The organism is Microcystis sp. M165S2 (genome assembly GCF_020245885.1).
Lineage (GTDB): Bacteria > Cyanobacteriota > Cyanobacteriia > Cyanobacteriales > Microcystaceae > Microcystis.
Window position 1 is genome coordinate 1 of the sequence record NZ_JADBTZ010000128.1, and the last position, 26,891, is coordinate 26,891.

Consider the following 26,891-nt stretch of genomic DNA (forward strand, 5'->3'; position numbering starts at 1 on the left):
CTGAGAATCGTTTCCATTGAGGGAAGGGCAAGTCCTTCGGTAAAGCTGCCGAATTTTGCACCAAGTCCCCCAATTTGTTTGCCCAGTTCTTTGAGTTGTTTGTCAGTTTTCTGCTGTTGTCGGTCAGTTTCCTTGAGTTGTTGGGCGTTTTCCTTCTGTTGTTGACTGACTTCCTTCAATAGTAGGTCAGTTTCCTTGAGTTGTTTGTCAGTTTCTTTTTGAGCAGCAGTTAATTCGGCTTGAGCAGCAGTTAATTCGGCTTGAGCAGTCGCTAATTCGGCTAGGATTCGCCATACGTCTTCTGATGTAGTTGCCATCTGTAATTTTTTCTCTCTGATTTGGTCTATTACTATTTTACTGAATTTTGCCGATTCATGAAGAAGAGAGTGTTTCTGCCTTTGGGGAAGAGAGCGATTACATCTAAATTTTTAATAAAGTCGAGGTTGAAAATTATCGGGAATATCTAATTCAAATACTTGGTCATGAATCCGAGCCACATAAAGCCCTTCTTGCAGAATTTTTTCCCGTAATCCTGGGGATAAATCAACCGCTGCTAATATGCCATAGAGTTTTTTATCTTTGTGTTCAGAGAAAAAGCGGCGAAACCGTGGCAAAATACTTTTTAATTGAGTAATATCTTCCTGTCTAGCATGACTTTTAACCTCAACGATATAGGCGGTATTTAGCTCACCATTGGTATAGGCAAGGACATCAATTTCTAGGTGTTGTCCATCTTTACTGACTCGCACACTGGGACTGATAACTTCCATACCAAAGCGTTGCCTGAGAATCGTTTCCATTGAGGGAAGGGCAAGTCCTTCGGTAAAGCTGCCAAATTTTGCACCAAGTCCCCCAATTTGTTTGCCCAGTTCTTTGAGTTGTTTGTCAGTTTTCTGCTGTTGTCGGTCAGTTTCCTTGATTTGTTGGGCGTTTTCCTTCTGTTGTTGACTGACTTCCTTCAATAGTAGGTCAGTTTCCTTGAGTTGTTTGTCAGTTTCTTTTTGAGCAGCAGTTAATTCGGCTTGAGCAGTCGCTAATTCGGCTAAGAGTCGCCATACGTCTTCGGATGTGGTTGCCATAGATAATTTTTTCCTGATGTCACCTATTCAATATTTTATCGGATTGCCACGCTTGCCGAAGGCACTGGGGAGCAGACTGCTGATTCAATTGGGTAAGGTGGAGGCTAATTCATAGAACAAGAATCACCGCCACCAGCGACTAACATTCCTAATACTTTGATACACTTTTCTTAAGGCGACCAGTCCACCAAAATGAAGGATTAAAGGGACTAAGTTGGGAATAGTTTTAGAGCAATTCTAAGAATTGTTCGATAGTTAAACCTGCTTCTTTAACAATCCCTGCCATTGTATAAGCATTAATCGGATTTGCTCGTGGAATGGTGATAGTACGTTCTCCATTCGTCATGGTGATATGTTTCCTCTGTCTAGTGATGCGAAATCCTGCTTTTTCAAAGGCATTAACAGCGCCTAGATGATTAATTCCCGGTAATTTTGGCATAATTACCCTACTTCCACATAACGAATTTCAGCATCTTTGTTTAATTCTTCAATTGTCTCTAAATAGTCTTGTATTGCTTCTTTGATATTTTCGATGGCTTCTGTTTCAGTGTCTCCCTGTGACCAGCATCCGGGTAGATTAGGACACCAAATCGCATAACCTTCTTCGCTTTGTTTGAGTCGAACTTGATAGCGCATAAATAGTTACTCCGTAATTTTAACTTTCGATGGCAATCGCGGTTTCTAGGGAAATTTTAAGGTTGGTGTTTTCAGCAATTGTGTAATTAAGTTTTTCAAAACCGATAACTTTACCCTGCTTATTTTTCATTAAGATAACTTCGTCTCCTGTTTCTTCACAGAGATATTCTGTTTGGCGATCGCCAAACCAAACGGTGAGGGTATTACCCATCGGATCGTAATAAACATTTACTTCTGCCATAAAATTTCTCCTTCTTTAATTGCATCAGTGGGATAAGTTGTAATCAGGAAACCGTCTCCATTGAGTTTACGAATAATGGCACAGAGCCAACGTTTTTCTCGTTGAAGTTTGTAGAATAAATACACATCAGGATCACTGCGACTACGTCGAATTTCATCAGGTTGACTTAGGGTTTCTTGGACTAATTTTTCTTGTCCTTTCATTATGGGATGTTTGATCTGAGTAATGATTTCCCAATAGGCAACACTGACATGAATGGTACAATTAAGGGGTGTTAAAACATCGAAGAGCAGATTATTATCAGTCATGGTTCTGCCTCTCCCAATAGTTTTTGTTCCAAGCGAGTTATAGGCTAATTTCACTATTTTATCGGATTTCTGCAATCGCTGATTCACTTGGGTAAGGCGGAGGCTAATTAGTGGGACGAGAATCACCGCCACCAGCGACTGACATCCTTAATGCCTTGATACACTTCTCTCAAGGCGACCAATCCACCAAAATGAAGGATTAAAGGGACTAAGTTGGGAATAGAATTAACAATTATCTTCATTCTCTTTGATTTTTTGACTAATTCATGACTGGTTCGCTGAACGCTGGAAAATGCTAACGTTGATGGGTTATTCATTTGACAGATCATAGAGTTCTAAGCCTTGAATAAAACAAAAATCTCTCAAATTCAATGTATATAGCTTAATATTCTGCACTAATGCTGTTGAGGCAATGATAGCGTCAGGGATGTTGAGTTTGTGACTGAGGGAGTAGGTTTCCATTAAGTTAATAAATTGATTGGATATTGCGACATCTACAGGAAAGGTATGTAGCAATCCGAGATGTCTTTTGATTTTGTTGAGTTCATTTTTATTGATTGCTCCATAATATAATTCGGCTTGAGTAATGGAACTAATGGCTAGTTGATTTAGTCCAATATGGCGAAGCTCTTCGATAATTCTATGGTTGTTTTTATAGAATTAAATGAGGATATTGGTGTCACATAAAATCATCGGTTTTCTTCTCGCCATGCTGCTTCACGGATAGATTTAGGGGTAATATCCCTGTCTTCCCACAATCCTGCTAAGGCAAAGAAGTCTTGCTCGTTATCAGATAATGTTGTTTGATCTTCGATGATTTCTACAGAGTCAACAAAATCTAAAGCGGTTAAAATTTTAGAGAGTGTTTCTGCTTTTTCTTGGTCACGAATGTGTACGATTAGTTGTTTCATGGTAGTTTATTTTGTATTGATTTGGTATTAATGATCATTGTCTAATTCTGTTTTTAGCCAATTAAGAATCGGAGAACTAATACGAATTACATAATCAACTAACTGTTGTGATAAATCTAAAATTTCTTGTTTAGATAGATAACCTGCATAAAAACCAACCAAGAGAATTCCTAATGTTCCTTTGACGGGTAATTCCATAGCTTTGGCAACTCTTCTTGCTAATTTCTCATCTATAATTACCCAGTCTGGTTTGATTGAAATTGCCAAGAGAATAACTTCTAATTCTCCTCGATCTAATCCTAGTAATAGCGGTTCAAGAGGAGATGATGATGCAACTTCTTCAACTTGAATCTAATTGGCATTTTTGAGTTCTTTTGCCCCCGGTTTATTATCTCCAGCGATGACAATTTCTTGATAAACTGCCCAAGGAATAATCACTTCATTAAATAGCTGATTAAGAAGATCTAATTGATTAATCAAAGATAAGGCGATGATCGGTGTAGAATTAACAATTATCTTCATTCTCTTTGATTTTTTGGGCTAATTTACGGCTGGTTTGTATTTCTGATTCCCATTCTTCTGCTGTGTAATCAATAATGGAAAAACCATACTCAGAGAGAAGTGTATAAAATGTATATTTATCGCATCCTAATACTTGTGCGCCGATTCCTGCTGAAATTTTTCCTTCTTGATAAAGATGTCCTAATGTATAAATTATGACTTTACGAGAGAATGCTTCTTTTTCTTCTCTGGCAGCAATGAGGAGTTCTTCGGGAAATGTTACATTAATGCTCATGAGTGTTTAAAAATAATTTGTTTTTCTTGATTTTAGCAGGAATAATATCGCTAATTAATTGATGGTTGATAATTAAGATTCTCTATATTGTTCTCTTTAGTTGTTTATAAATTTCATCATCGTTTCGTTTGTCAATCAGCAAGATTTCTAGTGTTTGCTCCTCAACACGATAAACGATTCGATATTCACCAATATCGGCTCTATGATAAGAGTATCCTTTTAACTTTAGAGAATCTTGGGGATAGGGATTTGTTCTCAGTTCGGTTATTTTTGTGGCTACTTGTTTGGCGTGTTTATCTGGCAGTTTTTTTAAGCGTTTAGTTGCCTGTCGAGATAGGTTAATCTTAAGCATTTAAAATTTCTGACAGTAAAGCCTCACTTTCTGTTGTTCCGATAAAACCTTCTTGATGAGCTTTTTCTGCCTGTAAAGCCAAAAGTTGATTTTCTAACTCGGAAAATCTCTCAAATTCCTCGATTGACAGCACGACTGCAACATTACGTCCCTTTTTTGCTATCTTTACTGGTTCTCTTCGAGCCAAGTCTAACAGTTCGCCAAAGCGATTTTTTGCTTCTGAGGCTCCTAATGTTTTCATAACTAACCTTTATAGAAACTAGCCATTATGACCATTTTAGCTATTATAGCAATTATTGACAGGGCAATCACTTCCACCAGCGGCTGACTTCTCTAATTGCTTGATAGACTTCTCTTAAAGCGACCTCCCCCCCAAAATGGAGGATTAAAGGGACTAAGTTGGGAATGGTTTCGAGGAAATTAGGACGAGTGAGAGTACCCAAAGCATGAAGGGTATTTTCCCAGAAGGATTGGTCAACATTGGCAGGGGTTAACCCCCTAGTTAATCGTCGTAATAACCCTGTACGTTCGTCTTCATCCCCAGTCGCTTTGGCACTTTCTAAGGCTTCGGGTAACAAACTTTCCGGGAAATAGGGAGCTAACTCTGTCAATACCCTTGCACGGTATTTTTCATCTCCAATGGCTCTGGCAACTTCTAAGGCTTCGGGTAACACTTCAGGCAAATGGTGAGCCAACCCTCTCAATGCTTTTATACGGTCGGACTTATCCCTAATCGCTCTGGCAACTTCTAAGGCTTCGGGTAACACTTCAGGGAAATAGGGAGCTAACCCTGTCAATGCCTCTGCACGGGAGTATTTATTCTCAATCCCTCTGGCAACTTCTAAGGCTTCGGGTAACAAACTTTTAGGTAAATAGGGAGCTAACCCTGTCAATAGCCATGCACGGTTGGATTCATACCCAATCGCTCTGGCAACTTCTAAGGCTTCGGGTAACACTTCAGGCAAATGGTGAGCCAACCCTGTCAATGCCTCTACACGGCGGTATTCATACCCAATCGCTCTGGCAACTTCTAAGGCTTCGGGTAACACTTCAGGCAAATGGTGAGCCAACCCTGTCAATGCCTTTGCACGGTAGTATTCATCCCTAATCGCTCTGGCAACTTTTAAGGATTCGGGTAATAAACTTTCTGGTAAGTGGGGAGCTAACCCTGTCAATACCTCTGCACGGGAGTATTTATTCTCAATCCCTCTGGCAACTTCTAAGGCTTCGGGTAACAAACTTTTAGGTAAATAGGGAGCTAACCCTCTCAATAGCCATGCACGCGAGTTTTCATTCTCAATCCCTCTGGCAACTTCTAAGGCTTCGGGTAACAAACTTTTAGGTAAATAGGGAGCTAACCCTCTCAATACCTCTGCACGGGAGTATTCCCATTCCCAAATGGCTCTGGCAAGTTCTAAGGCTTCGGGTAACACTTCAGGTAAATAGGGAGCTAACCCTCTCAATGCCTCTCCATAGTAGTAGTAGTATTTATCCCCAATGGCTCTGGCAACTTCTAAGGCTTCGGGTAACAAACTTTTAGGTAAATGGTGAGCCAACCCTCTCAATGCTTTTATACGGTCGGACTTATCCCTAATCGCTCTGGCAATTTCTAAGGCTTCGGGTAACACTTCAGGGAAATGGGTAGCTAACCCTCTCAATGCCTCTGCACGGTAGTATGTATCCCCAATGGCTCTGGCAAGCTCTAAGGCTTCGGGTAACACTTCAGGGAAATGGGTAGCTAACCCTCTCAATACCTCTGCACGGTCGGACTTATCCCCAATGGCTCTGGCAACTTTTAAGGCTTCGGGTAACACTTCAGGGAAATGGGTAGCTAACCCTCTCAATGCCTCTGCACGGGAGTATTTATCCCCAATGGCTTCGGGTAACGAACTTTCAAATACCACTGCATAGTAGAATTTATCCCCAATGGCTCTGGCAAGTTCTAAGACTTCGGGTAACACTTCAGGCAAATGGTGAGCCAACCCTGTCAATGCCTTTGCACGCCAGTATTCATTCTCAATCGCTCTGGCAATCTCTAAGGCTTCGGGTAATAAACTTTTAGGCAAATATGGAGCTAACCCTGTCAATGCCTTTGCACGGTAGTATTCATCCCTAATCGCTCTGGCAACTTTTAAGGATTCGGGTAATAAACTTTCTGGTAAGTGGGGAGCTAACCCTGTCAATGCCTTTGCACGGTAGTATTCATCCCTAATCGCTCTGGCAACTTTTAAGGATTCGGGTAATAAACTTTCTGGTAAGTGGGGAGCTAACCCTGTCAATGCCTCTGCACAGTAGTATTCATCCCTAATCGCTCTGGCAAATTTTAAGGATTCGGGTAATAAACTTTCTGGTAGGTGGGGAGCTAACCCCGTCAATGCCTTTGCACGGTATTTTTCCTTTCCAATCGCTCTGACAACTTCTAAGGCTTCGGGTAACACTTCTGGTAAATGGGGCGCTAACCCTGTCAATGCCTCTGCACGATAGCGTTCATCCCCAATCCCCCTGGCAATTTCTAAGGCTTCGGATAAGATTTCTGGTAAATAGGGAGCTAACCCTGTCAATGCCTCTGCACGGTAGTCTTCATCCCCAATGGCTTTGGCAACTGCTAAGGCTTCGGGTAATAAAGTGGGGGGAAGATAGGGAGTAATTAACCTTAATCCTGCGGCTCGCTTCTCATCATCTTGATTTTGCCTCACATAAGCTAATCCCTGCGCTGGTGTCCAGATTTCATGCTGAATCAGTAAAGCCATTAATTCTGCTGGAATATTGCCCGCCAAACTATTAAGAGAAGTCGTAATCAAAGCATAACGAACCTGTAACCCAATAGACTTAGTAGGATTCTCAATAAAATGCTCCTCTGCCAACTGCCACGCCCTAGCAATATCCTTGATAAAAACAGCAGTTTTCCCTTCCTTTTCACACTGACTATACCAGCCATTATGACCTTCTGCGGTTTCTTCCCTCAGTAATAGATGAATCTGGGCTATCTGTTGCGCCTTTTCCAAATGCCCGAGCAAATGATTATAAATGTAGCCATCATCCTCTAAACTGTGCCAGTTTGATCCCCCTAAATCCCCCTTACTAAGGGGGACTTTGACCTCATTTCCCCCCTTAGAAAGAGGGACTTTAACCTCATTTCCCCCCTTAAAAAGGGGGGTTAGGGGGGATCTCTTAATCTGTTTTTGATACCGACTTAAAAGCTGTTGATGTGCCTCAGTTATTGATAACCCTAACCCCGGCAATTGATAATCTGCTTGAGGATGAGAAGACGCTTGCAGCAGATTTCGGGCTAAATCATGTAACAAATCATGCACCCGATAATTAGTAATTTGCTCACTGGAAACCCCTGTTAATAATAAAGCCTTACCGCGTAAATATCTTAAAGTTTCCCTAGCTTCTTTAACCTGACAATCCCATAAAGTCGCCGCCATCTTTTCTGTAATCGTCACATCATCTGGTAAGACCCCTAACCAGATAAATTGTCGCAATCTTGCCGATTTTAACCGTTTTAGACTGAGATTAAACGAGGCAATTAAACTATAATGTTTTCGCTTTTCCTCATGGGGGGTATCTTCTGCATCGGCTCGATCTAATATTTCTAAATAAGCGATTTCTGCCTGTAAATCTTCTAGTAACTCATCCCAAGTAATCCCATCTTTAACTTGTGCTGCCGTCAACTCCAATGCTAAAGGTAAATAACCGACAATTTTGGCTAATATTTTGGCTTGTTTACGTTCTTCTTGGATTAATTCATGCCTTAAATAACCCGTTAATAACGCTAAAGATTGTGTTTCCGTCATCACATCCAAATTATAAGGAGTTGCTCCTTTAACGGGAACTTCCCTAGTGGTAACTAATAACTTACAGTTATTTCCTGCTATTTGAAAAGGTTCAATATCTCCTACATTCCAGAGGTCATCTACCACTAATAAAGCTTTTTTATCTGCTAATAAAGTCCTCAATTGTAAGGATGCTGCATCAACACTCATGGGCTTAAAGTCATAATCCCCTAACGCTTGTATCCACCCATACAAAAAGGATAAAATATCCGGTTGTTGACCTAAAGTTGCCCAGAAAATACCATCAGGAAAATAAGCTTGAACCGCTTGATCCTGTGCCAATGCAGCCGCTAAAGTCGATTTACCAATACCTCCTAAACCATAAATTGCACTAATCACTAAGGTTCCTGTTTTAGCCGTTTCTTCTGATAACAAAAGTTCCTTTAATTTAATACTAACCTCTGGACGTTCCACAAAATAACTCGGTTTAAGAGGGGCTTGATTTCGATAGGAACGAGTGTTAAGATTAACTGAAATAACGGGTTTAGGTTCAGGGTCAATATCATGTTTTTCTAAAATCTCACGCCATTCGGGATTGTCATAAACCCTAGCCAAAGATTCAGCCTCTAAAGATGCCGGACGATCTCTAATAGGATGTCTTGATTGTACCCCTATTACTAACCCATAACAAACAATTGCTGACCCTGACGTTCCTTGCCAAGGTGACTGATTTTCTTCTAATCTTTCTAATTGTTTATCTGTGGGTTGAATATCTGGACTATCTTTAATATTTAAGACTAAACGATTGTTAGGTGCGCGATTTGCTACATCAATAATTCCCTCAATATGTAACCCTGTGGCGTATTTTTTATCATCTTCAGCATACCGTAAAAATAGAGGAAAGCCCAAACAGTCAAATTTAACTTTTTGGGTGCTACTCGCATCAGGTAACACCCCAAAACCTACAGGATCACAAGTTTCGATAGTTTCTGGTAATTCAACTAAAGCTATATCTATATTATCCGGTGCTTTCCAAATTACTTTAGCGTCTATATCCTGCTTATCAGAATAGTTTGATGCTGATCTAAATCGTACTTTACAGTTGTTACTATTATCAAATAGATGCCGACAAGTCAAGAGTAAACGTCCCCCAATTCGATAGGCAGTGCCGTATTTAGGGGCAACAATTTCTAAAGCGCGATCGGGTTGGAATTGGGGCATTTAATGAAATTTACAGGTTAATTGCATCTGCTAACAATTTTATCTCATTTGATGCTTTGGGCGCAATGCTTGCGCCCCTACGGGTATAAAATTCTAATCGGGAATATCATCACTTCCTGTCAATACAGGTTTTCCATCTTTCCCAAAGGGTTTAAGGGGAATTTTAATTCTATGGGTTATCGTATCTTTATTGGTGACACCCCCACCCATTTCTACTACCCAAAATTTCAGCCCACCTTTGCCTTCTTTCGACTGCTCAACCACAAATTGAACCTCTAATTCAATTTCACCCACTTCAAAGCGAATCTGCTCACCCTCAGCGGCTAAGATAGATTTACTCAGTTCAACCCGCAATGCTTCTAAGGTTTCCCGAAGTCCAACTTTATTGATGGCCATATTAATTCTCTAGTTATTTTTGAAGGATGCAAACAAAAACCCTTCCAATTCTATCGTTTTTCTGAAACTTTAGGGCGGACGGATTGCCTTTCTACAAATGGCATAATAGCCCAACCCGATCGCTAATGTAAGTGCGGGTTGGGAAAAGACATCGACCTAATATTATCTCAAGACTAAAATGACAAATTGAATTAGCATCGAGCTATTTTGCCAATACAAGGTGTCAAGATCAAACTAAGGGGCTAAACGTTGCCTTTGCCAACTGCCATCTTCTTGACGATAATAACAGAGACGATCGTGGAGACGACTGGGGCGACCTTGCCAGAACTCGATTAAACTAGGAATTAGGCGAAAACCGCCCCAATGAGGAGGACGGGGAACTTCACGACCAGCATATTCTTCTTTTAGTTCTGCCAGGCGTTTTTCGAGGATATCCCGCCCAGAAATCACTTCACTTTGATGGGAGGCCCAGGCCCCTAAACGAGATTCCCAGGGACGGACAAAAAAGTAATTATCCGATTCCTCCTCGCTGATTTTTTCTACAGTTCCCTCAATCCTAATTTGCCGTTGCAATTCTCCCCACCAAAACACTAGGGCCGCATTGGGATTAGCGATTAATTCCTGTCCTTTGGCGCTGTGGTAGTTGGTAAAGAGAACAAAACCGCGAGGATCGAAGTCTTTCAACAATACCATGCGGGCCCGGGGTTTACCCTCCGGGGAAATAGTAGCTAAAGTCATCGCGTTGGGTTCCAATCTTCCCGAAGATACCGCCCGTTCTAGCCATTGTTTAAATACAATGAAAGGATCGGCAGATGTTTCTGACTCTAGCAATTCTTCAAGATTGTAGTCCAAGCGCAGGTCAGCGATCGATATGTCCATGGTTTTGCTTGCTAAATTCTATCCTTTGAGATCCTACAAGATTCTACAATCATGACTATCACCTCGGCCAGTGATGCGATCGCCTCTCTTTTAGAAATGGCGGAACAGGGAGAGATTGACCCCTGGGATGTGCAGGTTATCGATGTGATCGATCGCTTTTTGGCAGAATTGGGGTTATTAAATGATCTAGATTTAGCCATGGCCCAGGCTAATTTACCCCAATCGGGACAGGCTTTTTTATGGGCTTCCATGTTAGTTTTATTTAAGGCTGATACCCTAGAAAGATTGTCTTTAGACCAGCAAGAAGAAAATCTGATTGATGAGGAAATTAGCGAGTTAGAACGGGAATTAAGAACTTTACCCCGTTATCTAGAAAATCATATTCGCCGTCGTACTGCCGCCCCACCACCGCGAAAAAGACGGGTAACTTTGCAGGAGTTAATCACTCAATTACAACAGATTGCCCTAGAGATTGAAGCTTTACCGAAACTGCCTGTAGTTGTCCCGAAACCCCGTCCCCAATCCCGACGGGAAGCGGTACAAATTATCACGGAATTAGCCCACCAAGAAAACCTGACGGAATTGGCGGCGGAACTGGACTTTTTTTTGCAGAGAAAGTTTTTTCAATTAGAGAAAAAGGAGATAGAGTTTGAGTATTTATTAGATTTATGGCAAGCAGAAAAGCCCTCTAGTCACTCGGCAACACAGGAAAAGGTGGCGATTTTTTGGGCTTTACTTTTACTGGCTTCTCAATCAAAAGTGGAATTAAAACAAGAGGATTTTTATCAGGATTTGAGTATTTCTTTAATTAGGGTTAGCTGAATAAATCTTAAAACCTTGTTGGGTAAGACTTTTAGACCTTTTGGCAATCAAAAAGTACCGGTTCTGGGAGTGATCGGGGGGGGGAAAATTCAGGTACTTTTTCTCTGAAAATTAGGTAATTGGCCACCTCAAAACTGGTAAAACCCCACACCCTGTCTCCACAAGAAACTTTTTGCCGCAAACCCTTTACAATACTAAATCCGTTGAGTATAGGCTACTTATGAGGAGAGGCCCTCATGCAAAAGGGAGAATAAATAATCAGTTTTTAATAACCAGATTTACTATAAGAGGTTGAGAACGAGAAAAGGCCAAGAGTTTTCCTAATTTGACAAAAGAGAGATTAACATTAAATATTTGTCAACTTTTTCAGCCTAAGTTACTTCATCGGCGAACATACTCTACTAATATATTTGTACTATCTAGGGCGCAGATTCTGCGCCCTAGATACCTTACTATCTTAGCGAGTTAAGGCTGCGCCTCTTTCGTACAAAGTGCGGGCATAATCGGTCCAAGTACCCTGGCCCCAATAACGGAAACAACTGGTTTGCACGAGCAAATTATAAAGCAGTGCCTCCAGATAATCCGGTCGTCGGGTGAAGCTAGGATCCGCCTGTACTAAAGGAGCATATTTCTCGTGGAATTTAGCGCTTAATTGGTTCATCGGTTCGAGGACATTTTCGTAACCGCGCACCCAACTGAGATCATTTGTCCAAGATGCCCCATCCATGGTAAAACGGTGGTCGGACTGTTTTAACTCAGCGATCGCCTGTTCCACTGCTTCAGGGGTAGCGGCATCCGAATTAACTCCCTGCCAGATTTTATGCTGGTGTACGGCTTGAATTGGGGGATAATCTTGGGGATTAACGCCAGCGGCCTCGATTAACTCCAGATATTCCGTGCCGTTAAATCCTGCCACAGTGGAACCCCCTTGCATTTCCCGCCAAGGATTGGGAAAATCGCGAGGAAATTCATTCATCATCACGCCACCATTTTCACCGTCGGCAATCTGGGAACCTAGGGAAGGAACCCAAACGCCGCCGATTTGCTGTTTACTGCGGCATTTGGCCTCGTGGTAGGGTTGCATTTGGGCGACTAATTTGGTGTCGGAACCCTGGGTTTTAATCAAAGCAGTAATCGCAATCACTTCACCCCGAGAATTGCGCGCCAGCAAGCGATTAGGAATATATTTTTGTTCCTGACTCAATCCCGAACCGTCGAGATTTTCCACCGAGTGTTCCTGTACCAATAACCAACGATAGCCGCATTCTTTCAGGGCTTTAATATACTCGTAGAGGGTATCGGGATGGTTAGGAAGGTGCATTTCCGGGGGAGAGAACCCTTTGACTCGTTTCAGGGCATCTGGGCCAAAAATCGAGGCAAAATAGGTTTGCCATGCTTGCATCTGCAATTTTAGATCGGGAATCGGTGTGGAAGGAGCCACCGCATGACTCCACATCGTCCCCAACCATTCCACATAGGGTTGATATTGACTGTTACAGGTGATTAATTTGAGTTTATCGAGGATATCCTGCCGTCCCATCTGTACCAAACCCCAGAGGAGATTGCCGGAATAATCGAGCATAATCCGGGGATTACAGCCTTCCGCCACCAATTCTGGGACAAAATCGCCCATGCGACTGTAACACCAGGCAAAAACACTGGCATTATGGTTATCACCATCCCCCTGATTTTCGAACATATGCTGGAGATTGCAGATTAATTCACCGTTAACACCCGCGGGGATGGTGGGTTGGTGCATATGCAAGGCACAGGCAAAACCAGCCTGAATATTGTCTAAGTTGAGATTTGTTGTCGGTAAAAAGATCGGATCATCGTGATTAACAATCGCCGCGATTTCCTGTTCCCAACCGCAAATAGTCGGTAGTCCGGGGCGGATTTCCGTGATAGCGTTCGATTTCGATGATACGGGTGTAGCGATCATAATTTTTCAGGCGAATAGATTGAGATAGTTTGTCCCCACTCTCCCAGGGACAACTTTTTTTTACTGGCAACAGGTCACTCTTGACTGTTCACTGCTAACTGAGCTAAGAGCGCGAACTTTATCCTATCCCATTTATACTGAGAGTACCCCCTCTCCAGACACAAGCCTTCGTAACTCGTTAAAAATCAAGATGATTCTTTACTGAACTTAACCGATCCTCGCACTATGATCCAAACAACTATCCGCCCTTTTACCTGTAACTTTTAACCATGTTCTCGGCGACTACCGAAATTCTTGTTATACTCTTCCTCATCCTCCTCAATGGAGTCTTTGCCCTCTCGGAAATTGCCATTGTCTCGGCGCGCAAAGTCCGTTTAGAACAATTAGCCAGAGATGATCGAAGGGCGGCGATGGCCTTAAAATTGGCCAATGATCCCAATCAAATTTTATCGACGGTGCAGATTGGCATTACCCTAGTGGGAATCTTTGCCGGGGCCTACGGAGGAGCCAATTTATCGGTCAGTGTGGCGCAATTATTGGCGCAAGTTCCCGTTTTAGCCCCCTACAGTCAAGCTTTGGGATTAGGATTAGTGGTGTTAATTATTACCTATCTATCCCTAGTGGTGGGGGAATTAGTGCCGAAACGGTTAGGTTTAAGTAATCCCGAAAAAATCGCTATCCTCGTGGCAGATCCTCTCGATAAGCTATCGAAAATTGTTTCGCCCGTTGTCCATCTTTTGAGTCAATCGACTAATCTGATTCTCAGTTTGTTGGGGATTAGCGCTAATAATAATGATTCCCCCATTACGGAAGAAGAATTGAAAATTATGCTTAAACAGGGAACCGAAGCGGGAACCTTTGAGGAAGCAGAACAGGATATGGTGGAAAGGGTGTTAGGATTGGGCGATCGCCGAGTAAGTCAGATTATGACCACGCGCCCAGATATTATTTGGCTAGATTTGGAAGATAGTGCCGAAATTAACCGCCAGAAGCTAATTGAGAGCAATCATAACCGTTTTCCTGTGTGTCAGGGCAGTTTAGATGAGGTTTTGGGGGTAATCGAAGTCACAGACTTATTGGCAGATTGTTTAACCGGTGAAAGTTTCGACCTGACGAAGGATTTACAACAGCCGCTTTTTGTGCCAGAAAGCACTAGGGGTTTAAAGGTGTTAGAATTGGTGCAGCAAAGTGGTCATCATATTGCCTTGGTAGTGGATGAGTACGGTGTGATTCAAGGATTGGTGACGCGCAAGGATATTTTAGAGGCAATTGTCGGCGATTTACCCCAATTAGATGATATTGAAGATGCTCAGATCGTGCAGCGGGAAGATGGTTCTTGGTTGATCGATGGTACAGTGGCGATCGAAGATTTTAAAGAATTATTTGAAATCAGTGAATTACCGGGGGAAAAACAGGGCAATTATCACACTTTAGGTGGTTTTATTATTACCTATCTTGGTAGGATTCCGGGGGCTGCCGCTCATTTTGAATGGCAAAGGTTGCGCTTGGAAGTGGTGGATATGGACGGTAATCGTGTCGATAAGGTGTTAGTCACGCTATTGTTGGATGATTTGTAAGTAATTGTTAGTAAACATCTAGATTTTTTCAAGCTTGTGAAGACCGATACAATTTTTTATCAACTCTTGCAAACCTTTCCGGGGTTAATTTTTGAATTACTGGGAGAATCAACCCAGAAAGCTGAAAATTATCAATTTTCCTCGCGAGAAATCAAAGAATTAGCGCGTCGTTTTGACGGTATTTTTTTACCAACCACAGCAGCACCGGAACTAATTATTTACTTTGTTGAAGTGCAATTTCAGGATAAAAGTGATTTTTATTGGCGATTTTTAACAGAAATTGTCATCTATCTCAATCAGTATAAACCCGTTCAGGATTGGATAGCTGTAGCTTTATTTGCCTCCAGGGATCTGGATAATAACTTTCCCTATCAACTGCGGGGATTTGAGATAACGGGACAGATCAGACGTATTTATTTAGATGAATTAATCGATAATCTGGCTCCGTCTCTGGGTTTAGGAATTATTCAGTTAATTGTCGCTACACCCCAATTAGCACAGCAACGAGGAAAACCACTTTTAGAAAAAGCGATCGCTGAAATTGATGATCTAGTTTTCCAGCAAAAAGTTGTAGAATTAATTGAAAGAACCCTGGCCTATAAATTTACTAATCTTAGTCGCTCGGAGTTAGAAGCTATGTTCGGATTAGATGATCTCAGACAAACTCGACTTTATCAAGAAGCTAAAGAAGAAGGTCGTGAAGAAGCTAAAACTGAAGCGATCGCCAGTTTACTAGCTTTAGGTTTAAGTATAGAACAGATTGCCACTGCTTTGCAGTTAGAACTTACCAAAGTACAAGAGACAGCGGCCAAATTATCCCCCCCAAATTAGCAGGGTAAATTATCAAGTTTCTCCCTGATTTTACCCTATTCATTCATATTACGATAGGTAGCCACTGCCGAGGGAGAAATGCGATTGAGATAACGGAAAATCCAATATTTTAAGACTGTATCCAAGATAACGGGAAAAGTGGCGATAAAGAGAAAATTAAACTCGCGATTTTCCGGTAAACCGAAATGACGACTTAACCCTTCTAGGATGACTTCCCAACCGTGGGGAGAGTGGAAACCGACAAATATATCGGTAAAGAGAATAATTAAAAAAGCTTTAGCTGAATCGCTAAGATTATAGAGAATGCCATCAAGAAAAGACTTGACAATCTCGATTTCCCGACGACTAAAAGCGATAACAAAACCAAAGGCAATCAGGGAACAAATATCGGCGAAAATATTAGCGATTGCGTTTAAACCTCGTTGGCGAAATTCTTCACTTAGTACCGCTGCTTTTTTAGTAATTTCTCCCTCGATTTCTTCGTTAGATAATTTGGGTGCTAAACCAATCATACCTCGAAAATGTAAAGCTTCCTCAAATCTTCTCAATTCCGAAAAAGCTTCTTCTTCTAAATCCTGATTGATAAAAATAAACTGTTCCTGTTGTTGGAAATATTTATTAACCAAGGGGGTGATCAGGAAAGTTTTGGTTAATTGCTGGGTTAATAAAGGAACAATAATTAACAGTAAAATAAACTTGAGAGAAATGGCTGTTTTATAACGAGAATTGCGAAATCTTTTTAAAACTGCCTCCTCCGATTCCTCCGCTTGGGGATCGATTTCCTGCTTAATGCGATTAAAAGTATTGACAAAAGAACGGGGTAAAACTCCCGGTTTTTCCGTAGCTTTTTGGGATTTATTGCTTTTGATCATTTCCTCATCTTCAATACTACCCGCCGCTAAAAAAGAGCGATTTCTGGAAGTCTTATTTTTGGCTGTTTCCTGCTCAAAATTTCTGTTCTGGAGACTTTTGGGACCATCTTCAAGATATTCTTGCCAATAATTACCTTGATATTTTCCGATAACACTATCGATAAACTGAAGTTTTTTCAGACAAACATCTGTGGTGACAGTAATCACCCCATTATTAATTGTCGGTTGATTTGGTCCGAAGGTATTAACGATCGAGCGACTGGCTTTAAACTCCGTCAATCTGACTTTAATTTTTTGCAGATAACCTTTAACTTCTGCGATAAAATAGGAATTAGTGGTACTGCCATAATTCGAGAACTCCGCTGCCACTTTTCGCCCTTGAAAATGCTTGTCTTCTATCTCCTTAATCTTCAAAGCTGCATGATAAGCCTCATCTAAAGAACGTTCAGGAGTTTGTAATAACCATTGATTAACACCTTGCAAAATCCGATTAAGATTCATAGGAAACAATTACTTCCACAAGGAAAAAAGCTAGAGTACCGATCAGTCATCTTAACAAATACAATCGAGAAAAAACGATGTCAATCATACCAATTTGGATCGAAGGTGGGACTCGATCGGGAAAAACCACCGCTTTAGTCGGGGAATTTCGGCGCTGGGTTGTTTCTCAACGTCAGTCCCAGGATTCATTGTATCTCGATCGATCGAAATCATCGCACCTTTCCCAAACGGTCTTAGTTTTCGCTGCCAACGATGATAACAAACGGGAATTAGCCGATCAATTAGCCCTTGCTGTTAGGGGTAGCTATCCGATTCTCTGCAAAACCCCTTTAGGTTTTCTCACCGATGAAGTCATCCTGTTTTGGCCGTTAATTTTCGAGTCTTTAGGGCTAAAAGCGCAATTTCCCCGCCGATTACGCCCAGAAACGGAACAGGAACTCGCCACCCGTCTCTGGCAACCAGCGATCGCTGAATTCTTCCAGCTTACTAGCATAAATGAATATCGTTTTGTCCGTCAAGTTCTCGATTTGTTACAATTAGCCGGCGCTAGTGGTGTTCCCGCAGAAAAGATACCCGAAAGATTAGCCGACGGATTATCAGAAACAGATTTAAAACGAGTTTTAGCGATTAATGAGCAGGAAACACCAGAAAAAGTGGGAGAATTAATCATTCAATGGCGTGATTGGTCTCTAGAACGTGGTTTATTAAGTTATGGTATCATCTACGAACTCTATTGGCGCTATTTATTTCCTGATAGTCGTTATCAGCAGCAACTATTAAAACGCTTCCGGGGAGTTTTTGCGGACGATGTGGACGATTATCCGGCTATTGCCAAGGATTTACTCAGTTTTTTCCTCGATCATGATTGTTTTAGCGTTTTTACCTACAATCCCCAGGGAAAAATTCGCTTAGGATTAACTGCCGATCCCGATTATCTACAAAAATTAGCGGCACGCTGTCAAATTATGCCATTATCTACCACCGACGGGTTAGCTGCTCAGTTTAGCGAGACGGTTCTCTCCTTAATCAGCGACGGTAACTATCTTGGCAATCTTCCCGATCAATTCATCTCCCTGCAAACCACCTCTCGCGCCGAATTGTTACGGAAGACAGCCACAGCTATTATTCAAGCAGTCAAGCAAGGAGAGGTAAAATCCGAAGAAATCGCCGTTATTGCCCCCGGTTTAGACGAAATCGCCCGTTATAGCCTGATGGAAATTTTAACCGGTGCCGGGATACCCGTTCAACCCCTCAACGAACAACGACCCCTGATCAGTTGTCCTCTGATTCGGGCATTATTGACCCTTCTCGCCCTTGTTTACGCAAATTTGGGGCGTTTAGCCCCCCAAGAGGCCATAGCGGAAATGCTGGTGATTTTTAGCCGTTATTGCTGGGATGAAGAAGAGAATTTAATTCCCGATATCGATCCAATCCGCGCCGGATTAATTGCCGATCATTGTTATCAAGTGCATCCGGAAAATCCTCGTTTATTAGCGCTCGAAACTTTTCCCCGTTGGGATCGCTTAGGACAAAAAGCTTGTACTGCCTACGAAAGAATTTGTCACTGGATCGAAGGGATGAAAAAACGGCAGCAGGAAGCGAAACTTTTCCCGATTTTTGTCTTAAATCAAGCGATCGAACAATTATTAAACGATGGGGAAAATTTGCCCTTCGATCACTTGGCAGCTTTACGAGAATTAATGGAAACTGCCCAACATTTTTGGGAGATCGATCGCCGTTTGCGTGAGAGTGAACCCTGTTTTCAAAGTCCCAGCGAAACTATTAGTCAGTTTATCCAACTTTTGCGCCGTGGCACAATTACTGCTAATCCCTATCCCGTGCGACAATTTATTAAATCTTCCTCAGCAGTCACCCTAGGCAATATCTTTCAATATCGTTCTTTTCGTTCTAGTCATCGTTGGCATTTTTGGCTAGATTGTTCCTCCCCACTCTGGGAACAAGGAGGTGCTGCTACTCTTTTTGCTGCGCCGATTTTTTGGCGAGAAAGTCCATATCAACGCTGGACAACAGAAGCAGAATTAGAGGAAAATCAGGCACGTTTACAGAGAGTTTTAAGGGATTTATTGGCACGGGTAAGCGAAAAAGTTATCCTCTGTCACAGTGATTTAGGAGTATCGGGAACCGATCAAACCGGACAACTTTTATCCTTAGTACAAGCGGCAAAAGAATATGATTATAGTATTACTTGAATTATCGGGATTGAAACTTTAGCAAGTATCTAGTGCCGATCCATAAGGAGTCATGCACACATTTCTTTACTTTTTTTGACAAAATCGCCTGTAGACAAGTGAGTAGAAGTATTCCACTTTATTGATTCTGTAGGATAGATTTTGAACGAATCTCTAATTTTATTAAGCTAACTTAAACCAGCGATTTTAACCAACCGTACCAAGCATCTAAACCTTCTCCAGTGGTAGCGGAAACTTGAAAAACTTTCAGATTGGGATTAACTTGATAGGCGTAATCTAAACAGCGATCGAGGTTAAAATTAACGTAGGGCAGTAGGTCTATTTTTGTCAAGATCATGACTTGAGAAGCGTGGAACATATAGGGATATTTAATCGGTTTATCTTCTCCTTCGGTGACGGAAAGAATGACGACTTTGGCATTTTCTCCCAAATCAAATAAAGCAGGACAAACTAGATTACCGACATTTTCGATCATGACTAAAGAATTCATCGGTGGATCGAGTTCGATTAATCCTCTCTCTACCATTGATGCTTCTAAATGACAACCTGTTCCGGTATTAATTTGGATAACCTGACAACCGGTTTCACTAATTTTTTGGGCATCATTAGCTGTTGCTTGATCTCCCTCAATGACACTGATAGGAATAGCGGTTTTTAAATCGGCAATTGTGCGAGTTAAAAGGGTAGTTTTTCCCGAACCGGGGGAAGAAACTAGATTAAGGGCAACAGTTTTTCTCCCCTTCAACCAACCGCGATTTTGTGCCGCTAACAGATTATTTTTTGCCAGCAGATTTTGCTCAACTTGGAGAATGCTACCATGAATTTGAGCGTGAATTTCCGCAGGATGATGGGGATGCTCATGCTCGTGATCGTGATGGCTATGGCTAATAACAGTACCATCGGCTAAAATATGTTCATGGGTCCCTGTTTGCGGATTAGTTACCATCACTTCCGAGTTATCAGAACAACCACAGGTTACACACATAAGGATTCTGTCTCCAACGATTTGAGATTTAATTCTTGACCCTGTAAAATGACTATATTGCGACTACTACATCGATCGCAGATTCCGTAGGGATATTCTAGTTCTAGCTCATTTCCGCAATCTTGGCACTGTCCTAAACCAGAAATTTCTAGAATCTCTAACATTGCCCCCTCTATATTAGTACCTTGACAACAGGTATCAAAACAAAAAGCGATCGATTCTGGCATAATTGCCGTTAGTTTACCAATCTCTAACACCACGCGCTTAACTTTCATTCCTCGCGAGTGTTCTAAAGCAAGTTCAATAATATTTTGGGTAATTCCTAGTTCGTGCATTTTCAGTTATCAGTTATCAGTTATCAGGGAACAGGGAACAGGAAACAGGGAGAAGGGAGCAGGGAAATTTCAACTAAAACCCCAAAACCCCAAAACCCCAACTATCTGTTTTTTTAGTTTTCACTTTTTCCTTTAAAACTGTCTCCTGTCTAATTAACATATTCTCGGTAATTGTTCACCGACTAACATATCGAGAATCCTTTTAGTGCCGAAAGCGGTTTTTAAGTAAACTAAATTGGGGGGAGAAGCGACGACTTCCCCGATACAAGCGGCATTTTTACCGTCAGGATGGGAACGCATCACTGCTAAAACGCGATTTTCCGCCTCCGGAGGCACGACAAGGACTAATTTGCCCTCATTTGCCAGATAAAGCGGTTCTAAGCCCAATAATTCGCACATTCCTCGCACTTCTTCCCGGATGGGGATCGCCGTTTCCTGTACTTGTATTCCCACCCCTGAACTTTGGGCGAATTCGTTTAAAACTGTGGCTAATCCGCCTCTAGTGGCATCCCGCATCGCTTTAACTTCCGGGCAAACTGCCAGAATTGCAGAAATTAAAGAATTCAGAGCTTGACAATCGCTTTCGATTGTGCATTGCAGGTCTAATTCGCCCCTGGCCATCAGAATGGCGGTGCCGTGATCCCCCAGAAAACCGTTAATCAAAATGCGATCGCCAACTTGTAAATTATTGGCACTGGAATTGATTCGGGCCGGAATTACTCCGACTCCAGAGGTATTAATAAATATTTGATCCCCTTGTCCCCTGGGAACGACTTTTGTATCCCCGGTGACGATTTTTACCGCTGCTTTGTCGGCGGCTATTTTCATGCTGGTAACGATGGTTTTTAGGGTGTCGATAGATAAACCTTCTTCGAGGATAAAACTACAACTGAGATAGAGAGGAATTGCCCCACCGACAGCCAAATCATTAACGGTTCCATTGACTGCTAAACTGCCAATATCACCCCCCGGAAAGAATAGGGGAGAAACCACATAGGAATCGGTGGTAAATGCCAAGCGATCGCCTATTTTAGCCAAATCTTTAATCTCAAATCGGGCTTGATCTTCAAGGGTTGCCAGTAAGTTATTATCAAAGTTATTAACGAATATCTCATTAATTAAATCCCGCATTGCTTTGCCACCACTGCCATGGGAGAGAGTGATATTTGTGTCGGTAATTTTGTGTTTTTTAAATTTTAAAGAAGCTGAAGGAGTGCTAGTCATAGGTGAGGTAGGAAGTTTTCGTTTTGGGTAGTCGGTGGTCGATACCAAATTAGGTTACACTTTATCCTGAGGAGAAATGCTGTCATAGCCTACTGCTAGATTATCTTAATGGGTTTCTGGTATTTCTCGCACTTTTTCTACAGTTAAGTCCAAAGCTTGAGCAATTTGTTCTACAGTTAAACCTAAAGCCAATAAACGCGGCACAGATTCCAGTTTACCTTCCAGTTTACCTTCCAGTTTACCTTCCAGTTTACCTTCCAGTTTACCTTCCAGTTTACCTTCCAGTTTACCTTCCAGTTTACCTTCCAGTTTACCTTCTTCTCGAACGTCTTGAAAATAACGGGTTTGTTTCAGTTCATCTAAACTAAACATGGCTTCTATCTCCCGGCGACTTAGACGTGGTAATTTATAGATAAGGATCGTTTCTATTAATTGTAGGAGGTTTTGCGGTTGGGTAAATTCAGTTCGCACTCGTTCAATAAGTTGTTTGGCTGTTGCCACTGCTTGATTTTCTTTAGCAATAATTAATTTTATAGTGGCAATACCGAGGGAATCTTGATTAATATCATCTAGTTCATCTAAATATATTCGCGTCACTCTCCCAGATGTCAATAAGTCTTGGTAACGTACAACCTGATCTGATTCTACCCGACGATGGGGATAAATGACCACCCCGTGCCAATCATTGTTAAAAGCAGTTTTACTGAGATATAAGAAGATTTCAGCAAAGAAACGGCCATAAAAATTCTGATCATCTTGAAATTGCACCTCGCAGAAATAAATAGGAATGCTAGGATCGGTAATATTGGGCAAAAATACGCCATCAATACGAAAAGCTAGTTGCTTAATTTCGACGGAATCAAAGCGGTAATTCTCTGCTTCTCTGGGGGCAAGGTTGATTAATTCAAAGAAAATTGACGGATAAGATTGAAAAAGATCATAAAAAATACTGTCGGTTTTCATGGGGAACTTGTGGTGGTAAGCTCTGCAAAAAATTTTCGCTGTTTTATCCCAATTCCACTAACTTTATCTTACCATGTAGATAGAGAGTTTTCCTGCTAATCATTTTCATTATAGCAGTTATCTTTGCCAAACCAATGCTAAAAGCTAATACCTAAAATAACCGATAAATGATCGAGTCTGAACATCGCCCCCTGGTCAGGGCGCTATAGCTGACAATGAGTCGCTATAATAGAATTCGCCGATCGCTAACTTCTCCCTCGGTAAAATTTCTATGACTGGAAGACTGAACAAGCTACAACAAGATTTAAAGAACATAGAAACGGAAGTGGCAAATTTAGCCGAAAGAATGCGAGAAAAATACCGAATTTATCTTGATTTACTCGGTGAATCTCTCTATAAACAGGCGATCGGGGCAGTGTATTATATATGTACCCGTTACTATGGGGGGGAATTTCTGGCCCTCTCCCACAGCAATCGTCAGAAACTACAAGAGGAGATCAAAGCTCTAGGACAAGAGGCTAAAGCCAGTTTACAGCAATTGGGCGAGCAGAGCTTCGATCGAGGGGCATTTTCAGGGGTAGGATTCTCTAAAAGTCCAGCAGAGACAGTTAACACCCCAGATTTCTTGAAACTTTTTCTAGACAAACGGGAAAATCTAGCCGCAGCTGGAGAGATTAATAACCCCGATATTTTACTTTATTGTTGTCGAGTGCTGGAAAAAAACTGTATCGAGATTCTCAATCATCTCTCTAAACAAATTAATCAGCAACTACAAAAAGCTTATATTCTTCCCCCTCATCTACCCAGTCAAATTATCGATATGGCAATTCAAGCGGGAGAAGAAGGACAATCCCTAGGGGGAGGAAATAATATGTTAAACATTCTAGTGGAAGCTAAAAACCCTGAACCAGAGGAAGAAAAAGATGAAGATGAAGATGATGGGGATGATCATGATTTTTCAAGTGGCAAAGTCACTAAAGTAACGGCGATTCATCTACGAATGGCTGAACTCGAATTTGCTGATACGCGCTTAAGTGTCGAAAGAAATCAAATTCGCTCCCTTTGGGAACAATTAAATCGTCTAGGGGAACAATATCATCGTATTCGCAAAGAATATACTATCGCTCAAGCGGAAGCGGCATGGCGCAGTAGTTGGTACGATTAATCAGTTATGATCAAACAGAGGTATCAGGGAAGCATAATACCGGGAAATTTGGAGTCAAGAGACAATTATGAAAGGGGAAATACCCGACTGGGTGAGATTACAAAAAGCCTTATCTGTAGAAGCGGAAAAAGGTTATCCCGATCTTCAGGGAAATCAGTACCGTTTTAGCGAGTTTTTCTGTCTTAGTTTCGGGGATAATCCTCCCGTGGGAATTTCCACCAGTGAGAGAAATCGCTGGCGAGAATTAGCCCAAAAATTTGCCCAATATTCCCAGTTTAATCCCAGACAAAGACAACAATTAGTCACCGAAACTCGCAATTTTTTGCAACAATTACGGCAAACTTTAGAAGCAACCCCCACCCCAAAAGAACCAGCTGCGGCGAAAATTATTAATACCACTCCCATCACGGCAAAGGCTATTTCTCCACGGCAAGTTACCCTCGAACAACCCTTGAAATATCTAGCGGAAGTGGGAGAGAGAAAAGCTGGTCTTTTAGAAAAATTAAACCTCCACAAAGTTGAAGATTTATTATATTATTATCCCCGGGATCATATTGATTACAGTCGTCAAGTCAATATCGCTAATTTAACCGAGGGGGAAACGGTAACTTTAGTGGGGAATGTCAAGCGCTGTAATTGTTTTACTAGCCCCAAAAATACCAAGTTAGCTATCTTTGAATTGCTCTTACAGGATCGCACTGGACAGATAAAATTAAACCGTTTTTATGCGGGAACTCGCTATACTAATCGTGCTTGGCAAGAAGGACAAAAAAAACTCTATCTGGTGGGTTCGGTGGTGGCGGTTAGTGGTTTAGTCAAAGCGGGAAAATATGGGTTAACTTTAGAAAATCCTGAATTTGAATTATTAGACAGTTCTGGGGCAAGTATTGAGTCCTTAAAAATCGGGCGTATTCTGCCGGTTTATCCCCTCACCGATGGAGTACCCGCCGACCTAATTAGAAAGGCTGTAGTCGCCGCTTTTGGGGCAGTAGAGGCGATAAAAGATCCCTTGCCTTTCGGTCTAAGAAAACAATACGGATTAATCGATTTAAAAACAGCAATTACTAACATTCATTTCCCCAATAATGCCGAGATTCTCAGTCAAGCGCGACGGCGATTAGTCTTTGATGAATTCTTCTTTTTACAATTGGGTTTTCTGCGGCGGCGGCAACAGTATCGTCAGACACAGAAAAGTGCTGTTTTTAGTGCTAAGGGTCAACTAATTGATCGATTTAATCAGATAATTCCCTTTCAATTGACTAATGCTCAAAAACGAGTTATTGAGGAAATTTTAGAGGATTTAGATTCTAGCACCCCGATGAATCGTCTCGTGCAGGGGGATGTGGGTTCTGGCAAAACAATTGTCGGAGTTTATGCTATTTTAGCAGCCCTACAATCCGGTTATCAAGCGGCATTAATGGCTCCCACGGAAGTTTTAGCGGAACAACATTATCGTAAGTTAGTTAGCTGGTTTAATCTCTTACATTTACCCATAGAATTATTAACTGGTTCCACAAAAACCGCTAAACGGCGAGAAATTCACGCCCAATTAGAGACAGGAGAATTACCACTTTTAGTGGGAACTCATGCCCTAATTCAAGATGCAGTTAATTTCCGCAAGTTGGGGTTAGTTGTTATTGATGAACAGCATCGCTTTGGGGTACAACAAAGGGCAAGATTATTAAGCAAAGGAGAGTCTGCCCACGTTTTAACCATGACAGCAACACCGATTCCCCGTACTTTAGCTTTAACCCTGCATGGGGATTTGGATGTGAGTCAAATTGACGAATTACCCCCCGGCAGACAACCGATTCAAACCACCGCTTTAAATGGGAATCAAAGAAGGGCTGCCTATGATTTAATTCGCCGTGAAATTGCCCAAGGCAGACAAGCTTATGTGATTTTTCCCTTGATTGAAGAATCGGAAAAATTAGATGTTAGAGCTGCGGTGGAAGAATATCAAAATTTATCAGAAAAGATTTTTCCTAATTTTAATATCGGGTTACTCCATGGTCGCATGAGTTCCGCCGAAAAAGAGGAAATCTTAACAGCTTTTCGCGATAATATTCTGCAAATTATCGTCTCAACTACAGTTATCGAAGTGGGGGTTGATGTTCCCAATGCCACGGTGATGTTAATTGAAAATGCCGAACGTTTTGGCCTGTCACAATTGCATCAATTACGGGGGCGCGTGGGCAGAGGCTCCCATCAATCCTACTGTTTACTTTTAAGTGGCAGTAATAGTGCTAATTCCCGTCAAAGATTAACGGTTTTGGAACAATCCCAAGACGGCTTTTTTATCTCGGAAATGGATATGCGATTTCGCGGTCCGGGGGAAGTTTTAGGACAACGACAATCGGGTTTACCAGATTTTGCCCTCGCTAGTTTAGTCGAGGATCAAGAGGTGTTAGTTTTGGCAAGAGATGCCGCCGAAAAAATTATGTTAGATGATCCCCATTTAATCACTTTGCCCAATTTGAAACAAGCCTTAGAAGCTAAATATCAACGGATGTTGGGAGCGGATATTTTAACTTGATTTAGATGTTCAGTGATCAGTAATCAGTAAACAGTGATCAGTAATACTAAATCCAGTTATTAAAAACTGATTATTTATTCTCCGTTTTGCATGAGTGCCTCTCTTGATATGTAGCCCATACTCAACGGATTTAGTATTACTTCCGATTTTATCACTCAATCCAAGCCTTTGGGGGGTTCTACCCCCCAAACCCCTAGGGTTGATTCATTTAAATTAAGTACAGCTGATTTTGAGTCAATAAATTTGACCGAAAATTCTCAAGTTTATCTTTTTCTAATCAAAAGAGTTAGTCACAATAACTAATCTTTAATCTTCTGCCAATATTTATTA

26 protein-coding genes and 3 pseudogenes are annotated in these 26,891 nt (G+C 41.6%); 7 read left to right on the forward strand and 22 right to left on the reverse strand.

The annotated features are described in order from the left end of the window. The 15 genes and pseudogenes from IM479_RS06695 to pdxH form a co-directional block, all read right to left on the reverse strand. A pseudogene (locus IM479_RS06695) lies at positions 1-317 on the reverse strand (DUF3782 domain-containing protein); the annotation flags it as partial. A 111-nt stretch (positions 318-428) separates the two neighbouring features. Further along, positions 429-1,079 carry a DUF3782 domain-containing protein gene (locus IM479_RS06700; protein WP_287685212.1) on the reverse strand — a complete coding sequence of 217 codons (651 nt, stop codon included), beginning with the start codon at positions 1,077-1,079 and terminating at the stop codon, positions 429-431. A gap of 226 nt (positions 1,080-1,305) precedes the next feature. Continuing rightward, complete coding sequence (locus IM479_RS06705; RefSeq protein WP_287685213.1) at positions 1,306-1,518, reverse strand: type II toxin-antitoxin system HicA family toxin; 213 nt, start codon at positions 1,516-1,518, stop codon at positions 1,306-1,308. A 2-nt stretch (positions 1,519-1,520) separates the two neighbouring features. After that, positions 1,521-1,715 carry a type II toxin-antitoxin system HicB family antitoxin gene (locus IM479_RS06710; protein WP_287685214.1) on the reverse strand — a complete coding sequence of 65 codons (195 nt, stop codon included), beginning with the start codon at positions 1,713-1,715 and terminating at the stop codon, positions 1,521-1,523. 19 nt (positions 1,716-1,734) lie between these two features. Further along, positions 1,735-1,956 carry a DUF2283 domain-containing protein gene (locus IM479_RS06715; RefSeq protein ID WP_287685215.1) on the reverse strand — a complete coding sequence of 74 codons (222 nt, stop codon included), beginning with the start codon at positions 1,954-1,956 and terminating at the stop codon, positions 1,735-1,737. Further along, positions 1,944-2,264, reverse strand: coding sequence for a DUF4258 domain-containing protein (locus IM479_RS06720; RefSeq protein WP_287685216.1), 321 nt, complete (start codon positions 2,262-2,264; stop codon positions 1,944-1,946). Before IM479_RS06720 ends, IM479_RS06715 begins: the two co-directional genes overlap by 13 nt. Positions 2,265-2,573: 309 nt before the next feature. Then, on the reverse strand, positions 2,574-2,903 hold the full coding sequence (locus IM479_RS06725; RefSeq protein ID WP_306438774.1) for a type II toxin-antitoxin system VapC family toxin: 330 nt from the start codon (positions 2,901-2,903) through the stop codon (positions 2,574-2,576). Positions 2,904-2,953: 50 nt separating this feature from the next. Further along, positions 2,954-3,175 carry a hypothetical protein gene (locus IM479_RS06730; protein ID WP_002780145.1) on the reverse strand — a complete coding sequence of 74 codons (222 nt, stop codon included), beginning with the start codon at positions 3,173-3,175 and terminating at the stop codon, positions 2,954-2,956. Between the two features lie 27 nt (positions 3,176-3,202). Further along, positions 3,203-3,697, reverse strand: a pseudogene (locus tag IM479_RS22550) (PIN domain-containing protein). Beyond that, positions 3,681-3,971, reverse strand: a complete 291-nt coding sequence (locus IM479_RS06745; RefSeq protein WP_002770431.1) for a UPF0175 family protein — start codon at positions 3,969-3,971, stop codon at positions 3,681-3,683. Before IM479_RS06745 ends, IM479_RS22550 begins: the two are co-directional and overlap by 17 nt. A gap of 82 nt (positions 3,972-4,053) precedes the next feature. Then, positions 4,054-4,323 (reverse strand): type II toxin-antitoxin system RelE family toxin, encoded by a 270-nt coding sequence (locus IM479_RS06750; RefSeq protein WP_002739840.1) that lies wholly within the window; start codon positions 4,321-4,323, stop codon positions 4,054-4,056. Next, a complete protein-coding gene (locus IM479_RS06755; protein WP_002739617.1) occupies positions 4,316-4,564 on the reverse strand; it encodes a type II toxin-antitoxin system Phd/YefM family antitoxin in 249 nt (82 codons plus the stop codon). Before IM479_RS06755 ends, IM479_RS06750 begins: the two co-directional genes overlap by 8 nt. 67 nt (positions 4,565-4,631) lie before the next feature. Then, positions 4,632-9,323, reverse strand: coding sequence for an NB-ARC domain-containing protein (locus IM479_RS06760; protein ID WP_287685218.1), 4,692 nt, complete (start codon positions 9,321-9,323; stop codon positions 4,632-4,634). A gap of 93 nt (positions 9,324-9,416) precedes the next feature. Then, entirely contained in the window at positions 9,417-9,719 is a 303-nt protein-coding gene (locus IM479_RS06765; RefSeq protein WP_287685219.1) for a trypco2 family protein, read from the reverse strand. A gap of 234 nt (positions 9,720-9,953) precedes the next feature. Then, positions 9,954-10,598, reverse strand: a complete 645-nt coding sequence (gene pdxH, locus IM479_RS06770) for a pyridoxamine 5'-phosphate oxidase (RefSeq protein WP_287675500.1) — start codon at positions 10,596-10,598, stop codon at positions 9,954-9,956. 51 nt (positions 10,599-10,649) lie between these two features. Between pdxH and IM479_RS06775 the strand changes: the two genes are divergently transcribed. Then, on the forward strand, positions 10,650-11,420 hold the full coding sequence (locus IM479_RS06775) for a segregation/condensation protein A (protein ID WP_287685220.1): 771 nt from the start codon (positions 10,650-10,652) through the stop codon (positions 11,418-11,420). Here the strand turns inward: IM479_RS06775 and IM479_RS06780 are convergent. Beyond that, positions 11,403-11,601, reverse strand: a pseudogene (locus tag IM479_RS06780) (hypothetical protein). The gene IM479_RS06775 and the pseudogene IM479_RS06780 sit on opposite strands and share 18 nt — an antisense overlap. A gap of 276 nt (positions 11,602-11,877) precedes the next feature. Beyond that, complete coding sequence (locus tag IM479_RS06785) at positions 11,878-13,362, reverse strand: polysaccharide deacetylase family protein (protein WP_287685221.1); 1,485 nt, start codon at positions 13,360-13,362, stop codon at positions 11,878-11,880. 269 nt (positions 13,363-13,631) lie between these two features. Here IM479_RS06785 and IM479_RS06790 point away from each other — a divergent pair, with 269 nt between their 5' ends. Continuing rightward, positions 13,632-14,939: a hemolysin family protein gene (locus tag IM479_RS06790; RefSeq protein WP_287685222.1), complete on the forward strand. Its 1,308-nt coding sequence runs from the start codon at positions 13,632-13,634 to the stop codon at positions 14,937-14,939. 36 nt (positions 14,940-14,975) lie between these two features. Next, on the forward strand, positions 14,976-15,770 hold the full coding sequence (locus IM479_RS06795; protein ID WP_287685223.1) for an Rpn family recombination-promoting nuclease/putative transposase: 795 nt from the start codon (positions 14,976-14,978) through the stop codon (positions 15,768-15,770). A gap of 35 nt (positions 15,771-15,805) precedes the next feature. Here the strand turns inward: IM479_RS06795 and IM479_RS06800 are convergent, their stop codons facing one another. Further along, positions 15,806-17,143, reverse strand: coding sequence for a proton extrusion protein PcxA (locus IM479_RS06800; RefSeq protein ID WP_287685224.1), 1,338 nt, complete (start codon positions 17,141-17,143; stop codon positions 15,806-15,808). Between the two features lie 77 nt (positions 17,144-17,220). Between IM479_RS06800 and IM479_RS06805 the strand changes: the two genes are divergently transcribed. Beyond that, entirely contained in the window at positions 17,221-19,353 is a 2,133-nt protein-coding gene (locus IM479_RS06805) for a PD-(D/E)XK nuclease family protein (RefSeq protein ID WP_287685225.1), read from the forward strand. 172 nt (positions 19,354-19,525) lie between these two features. On the opposite strand, the gene hypB is transcribed toward IM479_RS06805, so the two are convergent. From hypB to IM479_RS06825, 4 genes are all read right to left on the reverse strand, one after another. Then, the gene (gene hypB / locus IM479_RS06810; RefSeq protein ID WP_286824233.1) at positions 19,526-20,338 is read right to left on the reverse strand and encodes a hydrogenase nickel incorporation protein HypB; all 813 of its coding nucleotides are present in this window, start codon (positions 20,336-20,338) and stop codon (positions 19,526-19,528) included. Next, the gene (locus IM479_RS06815; protein ID WP_286824232.1) at positions 20,329-20,673 is read right to left on the reverse strand and encodes a hydrogenase maturation nickel metallochaperone HypA/HybF; all 345 of its coding nucleotides are present in this window, start codon (positions 20,671-20,673) and stop codon (positions 20,329-20,331) included. Before IM479_RS06815 ends, hypB begins: the two co-directional genes overlap by 10 nt. Positions 20,674-20,826: 153 nt before the next feature. Continuing rightward, entirely contained in the window at positions 20,827-21,897 is a 1,071-nt protein-coding gene (hypE, locus tag IM479_RS06820) for a hydrogenase expression/formation protein HypE (RefSeq protein WP_287685226.1), read from the reverse strand. Positions 21,898-22,002: 105 nt separating this feature from the next. Continuing rightward, a complete protein-coding gene (locus IM479_RS06825) occupies positions 22,003-22,860 on the reverse strand; it encodes an Rpn family recombination-promoting nuclease/putative transposase (protein ID WP_287685227.1) in 858 nt (285 codons plus the stop codon). A gap of 271 nt (positions 22,861-23,131) precedes the next feature. Between IM479_RS06825 and IM479_RS06830 the strand changes: the two genes are divergently transcribed. From IM479_RS06830 to IM479_RS23005, 3 genes are all read left to right on the forward strand, one after another. Beyond that, positions 23,132-24,025, forward strand: a complete 894-nt coding sequence (locus IM479_RS06830) for a hypothetical protein (protein ID WP_287675493.1) — start codon at positions 23,132-23,134, stop codon at positions 24,023-24,025. Between the two features lie 67 nt (positions 24,026-24,092). Continuing rightward, on the forward strand, positions 24,093-26,561 hold the full coding sequence (gene recG / locus IM479_RS06835; RefSeq protein WP_287685228.1) for an ATP-dependent DNA helicase RecG: 2,469 nt from the start codon (positions 24,093-24,095) through the stop codon (positions 26,559-26,561). Positions 26,562-26,678: 117 nt separating this feature from the next. Further along, positions 26,679-26,864, forward strand: coding sequence for a hypothetical protein (locus IM479_RS23005; RefSeq protein WP_502845716.1), 186 nt, complete (start codon positions 26,679-26,681; stop codon positions 26,862-26,864). Positions 26,865-26,891 lie beyond the last annotated feature (27 nt).